Origin of the sequence: Bacillus cereus group sp. BfR-BA-01349, assembly GCF_022663795.1 — a bacterium.
In the GTDB taxonomy this organism is placed as follows: Bacteria; Bacillota; Bacilli; order Bacillales; family Bacillaceae_G; genus Bacillus_A; species Bacillus_A cereus.
On the sequence record NZ_JAKUGE010000010.1, the window covers coordinates 52,797 to 66,354 of the forward strand.

Below are 13,558 nucleotides of genomic sequence, written 5' to 3' on the forward strand. Positions count from 1 at the left end.
GACAATACTTGCCTCTTTTTAGAAAATTTTGTACTCGAGTTAAAAAAACACATTTAATGCATACGTAATCTCTCTTTCAATTGTTTTACATAACGGGATCTTATAAGTAAGAAGTATACAACTTGAATACCTATGAAAATACTTAATACAACTGTATTTTCTTTAAACAATGAGTACTCAAACATTTGCCCTAACGCCGTTAAGGCTACTGCTCCATGTAATGTTGCAACACCAATTGGAACGAAGAATAAAAGGGCCAATCGAATTGTAACTACCTTCGATAATTCCCTACTTGTCAATCCAACTTTACGAATCATTTCGAACAAGCGAACATCATCCTCCAAATCGGAGAATAAACGGAAGTAAAGGAAACTTCCTGCGCAAACGAAAAATACTATACCAATAAAGAAACCTACAAATAAAATCGGTCCTGCAATTTGTAAACTTTGGTTTTGCTCGTACTCTTCCGCACTAAACGTTGAATATTCTTGATACGGTTTAATTTGATGCGTAAGCTCTTTACCAATTTCAATCTCATCTTTCGTTCTTTCAGTTTTATACATATAATCTTTTGTCTCTATAAACCCATCTTGTAATGAATCATATTGACTATTAGAGATTACATAAACATTTCCTCTTAATATTTTCCCCAATGAAGATGAAGTAACTTTTTTCACTTTTAAATTTTCATTCATATTAGGTAAAGTAATTTCTTTTCTTTCTTTCATCGTTGGCCCTGGTATATTAGCTGACAAAAATACAACTTCTTTATTTGCTACAGTATTAAATGGTTCTTCTGTTAACTTTGCATATTTCTTATAGTCTGATTCTTTTATAAAAATGGCGCTTCTTAACGACTGTTCCTCCGTTTTCTTTGTCGAAATATTAGTTTTTGAAGCTGCTATACTATGTTTCTTTAATCCTTTGTCAATCATTTGTATATGCTGTGATTCGTTACTATTCCCTTGCTTAGAATGGTAATGAAACGAAATCGGTCTCTCCATTATCCCTTTCGTCATGGATGCGAAGCCAACTAATGTCCCTATTGCGGAAAATGCTACAGTAGAAATAATGGTTACAATAAAGAACATTCTTGCGTTATCTCTCATGCGATACGCTAAATCTGATAACGTAATAATATTAGTCTGTGTCCAATAGAAACGTTTACTTTTTTTACATAATCGAATAATAAAGACACTCAGCTGCTTGTACAACAAATACGTCCCAATAATAACTACCGTTGTAACAGGAATCATCATAATAAATACCATTGCTCCATGTGATAGAAGAGCTCCTACATAGCCAGCACTAAGCAATACTACTGCTAATATGGAAGAAATGATTGATGCTTTCGGTTCCGGTTTCGCCTCTGCCGATCCTCTAAACAACTTCATAATCTTATTTTTACGAATCATTCCTGCACTAAACAATGATATGATCATAAATAAAATAAAAAACATAATACTCGTTACAACAATTGCTTTCATCGGTATGTAATAGGATAAGGAGATATCTAGTTTCAATATCATCGGAGCGAAAAATAGTAATACCCCTGAAAATAACATACCTGAAAGAATACCAAAAATAATTGCCCCTATTCCAATCATAATATTTTCAAAAAAGATTAGACGCTTTAATTGATATTTCGTCATACCTAACATCATTAAAATCCCTAGTTCACGCTTTCTCGTTTTTAAAAACATTCCCATCGAATATAAAATAAAGAAGAATGTAAATAAGTAAATAATAGACTGTGCAAAAGACATACTTACGAATACGTACTGACCTAATTCTCCTGCACTTAATGCCGGATGAAACGCAAAAAATGAATACACAAAAAAGGCCATAATTGCAAATGCACTACTCAAAAAATAGGCTGAGTATGTCCGTCTATTTCGGGTTACATTCCGATATGCTAGTTCTCTAATGTTCATATTACTTCTCCGCCCTTCTACTATCTATGTTTTTATATTAGTAAAGTGCGGAAATACCTTCCATCGATTCAAATGACAAAAACCTTACATTTTTGAAAGGTTTAAAAAAATTGCTTATACGTAGTACTTTATTTATAATGACTACATTCATATTCATACACACATCCTATTGTATATTCGTTAATTTTGCGAAATAATAAAGAATAGAAGTATGTACCATTATACATATAAACTTAATTACCGCTTTAATATGAATAGGAGGAAACATAATGACATTACAAGAACAGATTATGAAAGCATTACATGTTCAGCCTGTAATTGATCCAAAAATTGAAATTCGTAAACGAGTTGATTTCTTAAAGGATTATGTAAAAAAAACAGGTACAAAAGGATTTGTACTTGGTATTAGCGGCGGACAAGACTCTACATTAGCAGGACGCTTAGCACAACTTGCAGTTGAAGAAATTCGTAACGAAGGTGGTAATGCAACGTTTATCGCCGTGCGTCTTCCTTATAAAGTACAAAAAGATGAAGATGATGCACAATTAGCATTACAATTCATTCAAGCAGATCAATCTGTTGCATTTGATATTGCTTCAACTGTTGATGCTTTTTCAAATCAATATGAAAACTTATTGGGTGAATCATTAACAGATTTCAATAAAGGTAACGTGAAAGCACGTATCCGTATGGTTACTCAATATGCAATTGGTGGACAAAAAGGGCTACTTGTTATCGGAACAGATCACGCTGCAGAAGCTGTAACAGGGTTCTTTACAAAATTCGGAGATGGTGGTGCAGATTTATTACCATTAACGGGATTAACGAAGCGTCAAGGACGTGCATTATTACAAGAGTTAGGTGCAGACGAGCGACTGTACTTAAAAATGCCAACAGCTGATTTATTAGATGAAAAACCAGGTCAAGCTGATGAAACAGAGTTAGGTATTACTTATGATCAATTAGATGATTATTTAGAAGGTAAAGCAGTTCCAGCTGACGTCGCAGAGAAAATTGAAAAACGTTACACAGTGAGTGAGCATAAAAGACAAGTACCAGCGTCAATGTTTGATGATTGGTGGAAATAAATGAAACATAAAAAAGAAGCTAATCTTCATTTAGCTTCTTTTTTATATGTTAACGATATACCCCTACTCTTTTCTCCAATAAATCTTGCAGGCAATCTTCATGTTGTTTACAAAATAACGGTGGCATGTCGTCTAACGGGAAAAACTTCAAATCCAACGTTTCATCACCATCTACTTTTTTGTCACCTCCAACTATTGAGAATGAAAAGAACATCACAATTGACTGGGCCTTGTCTCCATTTGGATATGATTGAAAATATTTTGTATACACTCCAATAAGCTCATTTATTTCTACATCATACCCGGTTTCTTCTTTTATTTCTCGGATTGCAGTTTCCGCAGCTGATTCTCCTATCTCCATTGCACCACCTGGAAATCCCCAAGCGTTAAAGTCTCCTCTTTTTTGCAGTAATACTTCTCCTTCTTTATTAAATACACAACCACCGGCAAAGTTTAAGAAAACATAATCATGTCCTACTTTTTCACGTAATTCTTTTATATAATTGGCCATTCTCTTTCCCCCTTTTCATACCTCTTCTATCGCTATTTCTTATCTTTTTCAAGCAATTCAATGATTCGATCTAGCTTCTGGTTCATATTAATCACGTGGTGTTTCTTTGCAGCACTGCTTTGTAATACTCTTCTAATAAACAAAGTAAATGATATGAAAAACAAAACGATAAGTCCGATTACTAAACAAGTATATATCAATGTAAAAATATTACTTTCGAACAAGTTCATTCAGCATTCACATCCTCTCCTTTTTATTTTATCACATAATTCCCAAAATTTTAAAGTGATCGATAAATATAAAAAGAGCATCTTTTACAGATGCTCTTTCTCATTGCTTAATACGTAAATGTAATTGTCGCTAATGAATAACCCGCCAATGCACTGTAAGGCGCTACTTGATAAGACACACGCTTTGCACCTTTTGGCCAATTTATTTCATTTAATACTTTCTTTATATCTTGCATCGTCCCATCCATGGACTGCTTATATCGTACTTCTACTTTTTCTGGTTTAGCTGCAAACTGTTGCTGCAACTTTTGCTTAAATTCATTATAATTTTCTGCTCCGTATTCTGCAGATAAGTATTGTAAATTTGTTTCTTTTAACATCTGCTCATATACGACAGTTTTTGAGCTACCAGCTTTTATTTTATTTGTTAATTCACCAAAATAACTTGTAGTTGCCGCTGGATATTTGCTACGATCCCATTCATGATCTTTACTTAACTGTTCGTCAGACATATTAAAATATGAGTAAGTTGCACGCCCTGCTTTATCTGGTACTGGATCATCAAATGTAGTATCTAGGTGATACCATTTGTTTTCAATGTTCACTAAATTCCACGCGTGAGCTTGTCCGTTTCCTGTGCCTGTTACAATATGATTTTGAATACCTGCCTCTTTTAACAACTCATACGTCAATAATGTATATCCTTGGCAAACGGCAGAACGATTCGCTAATGCTTCATATGCTGTATACGCTTGATAAGACGTATCATAAGACACATGCTTAACAACGTAATCGTGAATAGCTTTTACTTTCTCATGCTCATCCATCCCTGGTTTTACAATTGATCCAACAATTGATTTCGCCTGAGCTTTTACATATTGAGTTTGTTCTTTTGATTCACGGTATTTTACTTGCAGTGTAAACGTATAGTCCCCTGGCATTCCTTTAATGGAATATCTAGTAGACGCTACATTATATTTTACATACTCATCAGCATCTACAATTTTATTAAACTCACCATACAATTGATCCATAATATTTCTAGCATTTCTATCTTTTGTTTTATATGTGATTGTAATATTTTCTTCTCGATTATCAATCTGTTTTTTTAATTCTTTTCTGAAATCATCTAATAACTTTACATCTGATTGTGCTGTCACTGTAGTCGGATTTGTAGCTGCATAAGATACAGATGACGCTTGTAAGCCTCCCATTACTATAGTTGAACAAAGTGCGGCAGCTGTCACATACTTACTTGTCTTTCCCATCTTGTCACTCCTTATATTCTATAACTATACGAAAAAGTATCGTATAGTTTCAGAGTATACAATACTTTTTCGTATAGGTCATATGAGATTATGCATATTAACTAATTCACATAAAAAGGTTGTTCTTTTAAAAAGAACAACCTTTTTTCATTAGCATGTTTGTAATACGCAGCATGTATTTTCAAAACGTTGATTTTTCAAATCTTCATTACTAATACAGAAATATAGCATCCCTAGTTCTCCCCAAACCATATTACAATTTTTATGATCTGAATCAATTTGGAATAAAAGAGTCATTTGCTGCGGGTCTACTCCCATATATTCTCCCGTCTCATATAACACTTCTTCTTGTACAGAGAATGGCTCACCAAACATTTGATGGTTATCGTAGTTATCCGGAATTAGCTCTTCAAGTAATTGCAAGAAACGATCTGAATCAGCCTCATCTTCAATGAAAAGTTCTGGTAATTTGTATGTCAGTTCAAAAGTAATTGCACACTGGTTATATTTCGCTTGTACTTCATTTCCTCTTCGTAATTGCTCTACAGGAACATCATAATAAAGTACACGCCCAGCCTCTGTTAGCTTCACATTTTCTTCAAAATAATTTTCAATGCAAAAGAAATACAGCATCCCCGTCTTAGGAAGATTGTGATCCATACCAACGTTTTGTAAATCACTTAAGTTAAATTGCGCGATAAATTGTAGTGGATTTCCTTTATGCTTTGGATATTCAAATAAAGCTGGTAAATCAGGAACTCCTCCCATTTTCGAACTACCTATCGCAACAGTTTCCTGCTGCTTTGGCACAACTTTTATACAAGGAAATACAGTATTAATAAGTTCCTCTTTCAAGTGTGTTAGTTCATATTTATCAATTAATACTTCAATTTTTTTATTCATAAATTCTCCTTACATTTACATACTTATTTATATCATAGTACAAAGATTATACTTCATTCTTTACAAAATCAACAAGCCTTCAAAAACGGGCTTATCCTTCGTACGCGAACAAGTTTAAAAAAGCATACTATACATTGTTCCTACAAACACGATAGTTCTTTAGTTCTTCCAGTACATTTTCCCCTCGTTCATTTTTATTTTTAATATAAGGAGGAATTCCACATGGGTTACGGATATAGTTGCGGCGGTTACGGTTACGGCGGTAGCTGTGGTGGTTGTGGTTACGGAGGTTTCGCTTTATTAATCGTTTTATTCATCCTTCTAATCATCATCGGAGCTAGCTGTTGGGGCGGCTTTGTAGGCTGCTAGTAAACTTAAAAACCATTGTAAAAAAGCACGTACAATACGTGCTTTTTTGCCATTTCCAAATCTTTTATTTGAAAGGAAGTATGTTTAATGAAGATTGATGGTGTTTTTGAAGGAGGCGGTGTGCGCGGTATTGCGCATGTTGGGGCAATTTGCGCGTTAGCCGAAAAAGGTTATGAATGGGAACGTGTAGCTGGAACATCAGCTGGTGCAATTATCGCGGCACTTTTAGCTGCAGGATATTCTTGTTCAGAGCTAAAAACCATTATAACTGATATCGATTATAACAAATTTACGAAGAAAACCTTTATTGACAAAATCCCCTTTATCGGAAAAGGACTAAGTGCATGGACTACTCTAGGTATATACTCTAATGTATTTATAGAAGAATGGATTGAAGAATTACTTCGAAAAAAAGGTGTTCATTTATTTACTGATTTACCGGATCTAAACAAACTCAAAATCATCGCTTCTGATATTAGTAATGGTAAAATGGTTGTCTTTCCTGACGACTTACCAAACTACGGATTTTTAAATTATCGCTTCTCTATCGCTAAAGCGGTAAGAATGAGTAGTACAATCCCCTTCTTCTTTGAACCCGTAAAATGGAGAACTCCAAAATGGAAGCAGCCTTGTTATATGGTTGACGGAGGAATTCTAAGTAATTATCCAATTTGGATCTTCGATTCACCTACCGCTCCTCGCTGACCGACTTTCGGATTTCATTTTGTAAAAGATGAGATTCAAGCTGACCCTGCTCACTATAACGAGCCTATTTCCATGTTCAAAGGACTATTTAAAACAATGATGCAAGCTCATGATTTACGTCATTTAGATAAGGAATCAAAAGCAAGAACGATTACAATTCCAACAGGAACGATTACAAGTACTAATTTTGAACTGACGAAGGAAGAAAAAGACTGGCTTTACAATTCTGGTTATAACTCTGCTAATAAATTTTTACAAGCTTGGAACTTTAGGCAATATATTGATGAGTATAGAAAAGGAAATCAAGACCGAAAGACAAATCGATTTTTTCGTCAACTTGACTCATAATATTATTACTTTGCGTATAAATACGAGAACGTTTAACAACTTAATAGTAAATAAGCCTAGTAAATTCTTATATTACTAGACTTATTTACTTCCTATATAATCTCATACATTGTTTAAGGATACGTTAAGCCTTCGGCTTCTTCTGCAGTTATAACTATGTAACAATTTCCCGTTCTTAATCCTAACAGTTCTGCTTTTTCAATCGCCTCTTGCTTCGTCTCCGCATAAGCAGCTAAATATTTTTCTCCATTGATCATTTGGCAAATTACATATTGTTTCATTACTTTCTCCTCTTACTTTTTCATTAGTTGTGCAAGTTTTTTTATACCTATTTCAATTTCTTCTAACGTTGCGTATGAATACGATAGGCGCAAAAATTGATTTGCACTTCTATCATATAAAGTACCTGGGTTTAATAAAACCTTTTCTTGCAGAGCTTTATCAAATAAACTGCGATATGAAATGGGTACTTTTATATGTACCCATATATAAAACCCGCCTGTTGGTTCATGCCAAGTTGCTATTTCACGAAGATATTTATCTAACATTAGTAACATAAAATCTCTTCGTTTTTTCAATTCACTTCTTACAAATCGCAAATGCTCATCATATAGACCATTTGTAAACCACTCTGCTGCAATTTGCTGGGATATAGTGCTTGAACCATAATCTGTTTGCATCTTTATGTCTGACAATCTTTGGATTACTGGCTCAGGTCCAACAATCCATCCAATTCTTAAACCTGGACTAATTACTTTGGACATGCTTCCAATATGTAGTACGATTCCATTTTTATCATAGGCTTTTAAAGGTTTCGAACAAGGTGCATCAAACCATAAGTCTTGATACACTGCGTCCTCTATAATAGGTAATCCAATTTCATTACATATTTCCATCACTTCTATTCGTTGCTTCGCATTCATACTAAAGTTCGTTGGATTATGAAAAGACGGGATTGTATATAAAATAGAGGCATTAAATTGCTTCTTATATTTTGTAATATATGATGCATTTAAACCGTTCTCATCCATTGGTATTCCAATGAAACGCATTCCTGCGGATTGAAAAACATTAAGCGAATATAAATAGGATGGTTTTTCTAATAAGATGGATGCGCCTTTTGGAAGAAGCCCCATAGAGATAAGTTGCAGCGCTTGAATTGCTCCTGAAACAATTAATATAGAGTCAGGAGATACATATACACCATGCCCCTTTAAGTATTCGGAAATCTTTTCCCTTAAATAAAAATTTCCTTTTGGCTCTTCATACCCAAGCGTCACATTTGACTTTAAAAGCTTATTCATAATTTCTTTCATCTTTTTCTCAGGTAAGAGACTCGGCGCGAGCTCACCTGTTCCTAATCGAATTACATGTGGATAAAATTCAGCTTGATTAATCTCCTGAATAGCTGGGAGATTCGGATAATGAAGTCCTGTTTCTACATAAGACTGCCAATTAGGCGGGGGTGCGTAAGTTGAAACATTCTCATTATTATTTACAACAATTGTTCCTTTCCTGCCATTCCCTTCAATGTATCCCTTTGCAACTAGTTCATCGAAAGCCATTACAATTGTGCTTCGATTCACACCAAATGTATGGGCCAAATCTCTTTGTGAAGGTAATTTCGTTCCAACGGTCCATTCTCCATTAACGATCTTTTCTTTTATATACGTTTCTATTTGTTTATACAGCGGCGTCGCTAGAGACATATCCGGTTTCCAAACGAATCTTTCCATCATATCACCTTATATTCTTTTTGGTTGGTAACCTCCCCAACCATATGGATGGATACAAATTTTCATTTCTTCTATACAATATACACTATCATAATGAATTAAAATAGGAGGTAATATGATGAGTGAAGCAATTATTCATGGTATCATTCTTGCATTTGGACTTATCATTCCATTAGGTGTACAAAATGTTTTTGTCTTTAACCAAGGTGCGAGCCAACCAAACATTTGGAGGGCAGCCCCTGTAGTATTAACTGCCTCTATATGTGATACGTTACTCATATTGATTGCAGTGCAAGGTGTCTCCCTTGTACTCCTTACTTTTTCTTGGCTAACTAACTCATTATATATAATTGGATTTTTCTTTCTCCTATACATGGGCTTTGTTATTTGGAGAAGTAATCCTTCCAACGATGTAAAACAAGAAAAAAGTATGCCCTTAAAAAAGCAAATCCTTTTCGCAGCATCAGTTTCGTTATTAAATCCACATGCTATTTTAGACACAATCGGTGTAATTGGAACAAATTCTATTCAATACATAGGAAGTGAAAAATGGGCTTTCACACTTGCAACTATTATCGTTTCTTGGATTTGGTTTATAAGCTTAGCTTTAGCGGGGAAATTTCTAAAAAGACTAGACTCAACTGGAAAGACAATTTTATTATTAAATAAATTTTCTGGCCTCATCATATGGGGTGTCGCACTTTATATGTTAAAACAAGTTATTTATTCTTAATGAACGAAAGAGAATTGCATGTTTCTCAAAACATCATGCAATTCTCTTACAAATTATGAAGTAGGTTCCGGTTTCTGTTTTACCGCCTTTGCATCCTTTGCTGGTTTAATCCAAATGATTGCTATGACAGCACCAATGGCAGCGAAAATACTTGTCAAATAAAACACTTCATGGTCCGCCCCTTTCATGAAAAAAGAATATAAAGGTGGTCCAGCTGCTACACCGATAAATCGCATTGAACTGTAAAATGACGTAACCGTTCCCCTTTGCTCCTTTTCAATTCCTTGTGTAATGAGGGCATCTAAACATGGGAGTGCCATACCAATAATCCCTATCCCCATAATAACAAGACAAAGAAGTAGTAAATAAATCCCTTTTATAAATAAAGGAATGATGACTGATGCAGCTGCCATTAAAAAACCAATATAAATACACTTCTTCATAACATTTTGATTATCTCCAATTTTTTTACCGGCCATATATGAACTAAGTGACAGTACAAGTAACGGAATAGCAAGCACACACCCTTTCCATATACCATGAATGTCATACTTTGATTCCAGTATAGTCGACAAATAAAAGAGAATTCCGAATAAAATAAGCATAATAATTGCACCTAATGTAAAAATGGCAATTAACCATCTTCCTTTTTCTCGAAACGTAGACAGAATAGATTTTATAAACTCTTTAAGTGGTGGGACTTCTCCTTCTTGTTTCTTTGCCTTTACTAGAACAAGTAATAAAACAATTGATACTACGCATAAAATTGGAATCGCCCAAAATGGTAAGAACCATACAACGGCAGCAAGAGCAGACCCTAAAATAGGGCTCAGTACTTTCCCAAATGTATTGGATGTTTCTATGATTCCTAAACCTGTACTAACTTGTTTTTCGTCTTTGTATAAATCACCAACACACGGTATAACAACTGGCATTGCACCAGCAGCACCAATACCTTGAATCGCTCTACCAATCAATATCCAATTGTAGGGATTATCAACTTTCCAAGATACCCAACCAGTTATCGCTCCTCCTATAGCTGCAATCAGCAAACTCGGAACCATTACCATCTTTCGTCCCCATCTATCTGATAAATAACCAGCAATCGGTATAAGTAGAATAGCTACGATAGAGTAAATTGTAATAATCATGGATACTTGAAACGATGAAATATGTAATTTCTTTTCAATAGTCGGCAGAATTGGGATGAGCATTGAATTCCCTAATGTCATAACAAGTGGAACTGATGCAAGCGCAATTAAACAACAGTTTTCTTTTTTTAACATGTTGGCTTCGAAACCTTTCATCATATATTTCTTACCATATAATAGCCCCGCTGGAACGTAACTTTTCATTCCACCAGGGCTATTACATCTTTACTACTTCCCATTCACAACAAAAGAAATTGGGGAAATTATAGTATTATTCCTATTCTTTGAATCCAGTTCACAATATATCCATACCAATTAATTGAAAAAAAAAGAAAGGAAGAATCCTTCCTTTCTCCTATAACCTTCTACAATTAGCGAGTATATCCGCCACCAAGTTGTTGTTCTGCCATCGCTACAAGGCGTTTTGTAATTTCACCGCCTACAGAACCGTTTGCACGTGAAGAAGTATCAGTGCCAAGTTGTACACCAAACTCTTGTGCAATTTCATATTTCATTTGATCTAAAGCTGCTTGTGCTCCATGTGATGCTAATTGATTAGAATTACGATTTCTAGCCATTACCAATCACCTCCTTATTTATATATAAATTGTGTTAAATTCAAATTAAAATACATGGAAATTTTTAGTTATTTTTTACCATAAAAAAAGAGCCTCTAAAACGAGACTCTCACATCATTTCACATTACGAAGTTACTACTTCTAATTTTCTATTTATTAATACTTTCATTTCTTCTTTTAATATCTCTTTTGAATTATGTCCAAACCATTCTAAGGAAGCAAAAAGATCCGTACCTCTCACTTCCTGAATAATCTCATCATAATTTACAATACCTTCAAATAACGGAACCATACCAATACGACTTCCTGCTGCAGCATATACATTGTTAGGTTCAAACACATGCAAATAATCCGCTGAAGATATATTCTTAAAATGGTAATGTAGTGTCCACGGCTTTAATCGATGGAAACTGTCTATTGGATCTGCGCCAGACTCCCATATATGAAGAAAATCAAGATTTATTTTTAAATTCGGATGATTTACTTCTTCTAATAGTTCTATAGTAGAAGGCAATGTGTCCGTTAGTGTATTGGGATGTGTTTCTAACAGCACATACATATTGTGCTGAGCAAACACATCACAAATCTTACGTATTCGCTTCACATACTCTTTTCTCTCTTGTTCCGAGAAGTCCTTGCTCCCTTTTTGCCCAGCAAACGTGCGAATTTTATTCGTATTAAACCAATTAGCTAGTACTACAAGTTGTTCACTTTTCTCTATCGTTTTTTCAAAATCTGCTGATAATGATATATCTAAGTAATCACTTATCATCGTAATTTCTAAGTTTTTATCCTTTAGAAAAGTCAATTCTCGTTCTGTCGTTTCGCGTTCTTGTATATACAAATTTTGTGCATGAGTCCCCCACAATTCAATTCCTTCAAAACCGTTTTCATATGCTAATTGAACAATATCAGTAAATGAAATTAATTGATGACGAAATGAAATGGTACATAGCGAATATTTCATAGCATTAAACTCCCCTATCTTAAATTCAGTTAGCTTATTAAAAAGTTGCGACAGACTGATTTGTTTTCATACCTTTCCATGATAGAAACTGTCTCTCTAATTCCTTCTTAATTTGCAGTTCAATTGCATTCATTTCATCCAGTTTTTCAATAATCGATACTAGCATACCTTTATTATTCGTCATTGCCATTTTAATTGCACGATACTGTACATTTGTAAATCCTTGTACAATATCCTCTACCCGATCACACCAATAATCAAATTCTTGCTCCGAATATTGCAACGTTTCACGGAAGTATGCAAAGGCATGCTCATAACTATATTTACGAATTGCAAGTACTGGTATTTGTTTTACTGCTGCTACAAGTCCAGAAAGCGCATATCCTTCTTCCTCATTTGCCATTTTTACAATTAAATTTTTCAGCTCCATAGTCAGTTCATTGTCGTTCTTTTTGAATGTTTTTGTGAAATAACTAGCTACTGTTTCTTGCGTTGGCTCCCCAATTCCTTCTATATCAATAAAATACCCTCCACCAAATGGGTTATCTTGAATAGAGTGAAGTACTTTTTCTCTTTCCATATTTCCTTCCCAACGAAAATCAGGATCTAGCATGAACCACTCTTCTTCTTTCTCTGTTTTTGATATCATTAAATAATGTGGAAACGGTTTTTGATGAAATTTATTTTCCCTCTCTGGTAATAGAGACATATCAACCATTACAATGACATAACGATTTTCCGGCTTGTTTTCTACTAATTCTAAAAACGTTTCTACATTACTATCTTTATCTTTTGCATGATCATACCATTCGTTTACTTTAATACCGTACAATTTTTCAAACCAAAGTAAATAATGATCATGGTTAATGTTTTCAGAGTGATATGAAATAATTCCGCCTTCTGTTATATCAAAATCTCCATCCCATAGTCCAAAATAAAATGGACGAAAATCAATGTCGCTACGCCTTTTTATAATTTCACAAAAACAACTCACTAAACAGTGCACTTTAATTGAAGTCATACTCTCATCCACTTTC

14 protein-coding genes and 1 pseudogene are annotated in these 13,558 nt (G+C 34.3%); 4 read left to right on the forward strand and 11 right to left on the reverse strand.

Going from position 1 to position 13,558, the window contains the following annotated elements; translation table 11 throughout:
- Positions 1 to 53 precede the first annotated feature (53 nt).
- Complete coding sequence (locus tag MR169_RS07955) at positions 54 to 1,934, reverse strand: ABC transporter permease (protein WP_137074238.1); 1,881 nt, start codon at positions 1,932 to 1,934, stop codon at positions 54 to 56.
- A gap of 269 nt (positions 1,935 to 2,203) precedes the next feature.
- Here MR169_RS07955 and nadE point away from each other — a divergent pair, with 269 nt between their 5' ends.
- Positions 2,204 to 3,022 (forward strand): ammonia-dependent NAD(+) synthetase, encoded by an 819-nt coding sequence (nadE, locus tag MR169_RS07960; protein ID WP_242319227.1) that lies wholly within the window; start codon positions 2,204 to 2,206, stop codon positions 3,020 to 3,022.
- A 49-nt stretch (positions 3,023 to 3,071) separates the two neighbouring features.
- Here the strand turns inward: nadE and MR169_RS07965 are convergent, their stop codons facing one another.
- The 4 genes from MR169_RS07965 to MR169_RS07980 form a co-directional block, all read right to left on the reverse strand.
- Positions 3,072 to 3,533, reverse strand: coding sequence for an NUDIX hydrolase (locus tag MR169_RS07965; protein ID WP_000024999.1), 462 nt, complete (start codon positions 3,531 to 3,533; stop codon positions 3,072 to 3,074).
- 32 nt (positions 3,534 to 3,565) lie between these two features.
- On the reverse strand, positions 3,566 to 3,763 hold the full coding sequence (locus tag MR169_RS07970) for a DUF4083 domain-containing protein (protein ID WP_001048102.1): 198 nt from the start codon (positions 3,761 to 3,763) through the stop codon (positions 3,566 to 3,568).
- Positions 3,764 to 3,870: 107 nt separating this feature from the next.
- The gene (locus tag MR169_RS07975) at positions 3,871 to 5,031 is read right to left on the reverse strand and encodes a transglutaminase domain-containing protein (RefSeq protein WP_000520859.1); all 1,161 of its coding nucleotides are present in this window, start codon (positions 5,029 to 5,031) and stop codon (positions 3,871 to 3,873) included.
- Between the two features lie 150 nt (positions 5,032 to 5,181).
- Complete coding sequence (locus MR169_RS07980; RefSeq protein WP_001034836.1) at positions 5,182 to 5,934, reverse strand: YwqG family protein; 753 nt, start codon at positions 5,932 to 5,934, stop codon at positions 5,182 to 5,184.
- 222 nt (positions 5,935 to 6,156) lie between these two features.
- Between MR169_RS07980 and MR169_RS07985 the strand changes: the two genes are divergently transcribed.
- Both MR169_RS07985 and MR169_RS07990 read left to right on the forward strand, forming a co-directional pair.
- Positions 6,157 to 6,303: a YjcZ family sporulation protein gene (locus MR169_RS07985; RefSeq protein WP_000540425.1), complete on the forward strand. Its 147-nt coding sequence runs from the start codon at positions 6,157 to 6,159 to the stop codon at positions 6,301 to 6,303.
- 87 nt (positions 6,304 to 6,390) lie between these two features.
- Positions 6,391 to 7,356 (forward strand): annotated as a pseudogene (locus MR169_RS07990) (patatin-like phospholipase family protein).
- Positions 7,357 to 7,469: 113 nt separating this feature from the next.
- Here MR169_RS07990 and MR169_RS07995 read toward each other — a convergent pair.
- Positions 7,470 to 7,637, reverse strand: coding sequence for a DUF3933 family protein (locus MR169_RS07995; protein ID WP_242319228.1), 168 nt, complete (start codon positions 7,635 to 7,637; stop codon positions 7,470 to 7,472).
- Between the two features lie 12 nt (positions 7,638 to 7,649).
- Positions 7,650 to 9,092 carry an aminotransferase-like domain-containing protein gene (locus MR169_RS08000; protein WP_242319229.1) on the reverse strand — a complete coding sequence of 481 codons (1,443 nt, stop codon included), beginning with the start codon at positions 9,090 to 9,092 and terminating at the stop codon, positions 7,650 to 7,652.
- Between the two features lie 118 nt (positions 9,093 to 9,210).
- On the opposite strand from MR169_RS08000, the gene MR169_RS08005 reads away from it, so the two are divergent.
- The gene (locus MR169_RS08005) at positions 9,211 to 9,825 is read left to right on the forward strand and encodes a LysE/ArgO family amino acid transporter (RefSeq protein WP_001287303.1); all 615 of its coding nucleotides are present in this window, start codon (positions 9,211 to 9,213) and stop codon (positions 9,823 to 9,825) included.
- Between the two features lie 53 nt (positions 9,826 to 9,878).
- On the opposite strand, the gene MR169_RS08010 is transcribed toward MR169_RS08005, so the two are convergent.
- The 4 genes from MR169_RS08010 to MR169_RS08025 form a co-directional block, all read right to left on the reverse strand.
- On the reverse strand, positions 9,879 to 11,111 hold the full coding sequence (locus MR169_RS08010; protein WP_242319250.1) for an MFS transporter: 1,233 nt from the start codon (positions 11,109 to 11,111) through the stop codon (positions 9,879 to 9,881).
- A 236-nt stretch (positions 11,112 to 11,347) separates the two neighbouring features.
- Positions 11,348 to 11,554, reverse strand: a complete 207-nt coding sequence (locus tag MR169_RS08015) for an alpha/beta-type small acid-soluble spore protein (RefSeq protein WP_242319230.1) — start codon at positions 11,552 to 11,554, stop codon at positions 11,348 to 11,350.
- A gap of 124 nt (positions 11,555 to 11,678) precedes the next feature.
- A complete protein-coding gene (locus MR169_RS08020; RefSeq protein WP_242319231.1) occupies positions 11,679 to 12,521 on the reverse strand; it encodes a sugar phosphate isomerase/epimerase family protein in 843 nt (280 codons plus the stop codon).
- A 37-nt stretch (positions 12,522 to 12,558) separates the two neighbouring features.
- Positions 12,559 to 13,542: a DUF6005 family protein gene (locus tag MR169_RS08025; RefSeq protein ID WP_000200706.1), complete on the reverse strand. Its 984-nt coding sequence runs from the start codon at positions 13,540 to 13,542 to the stop codon at positions 12,559 to 12,561.
- Between the last annotated feature and the right edge of the window lie 16 nt (positions 13,543 to 13,558).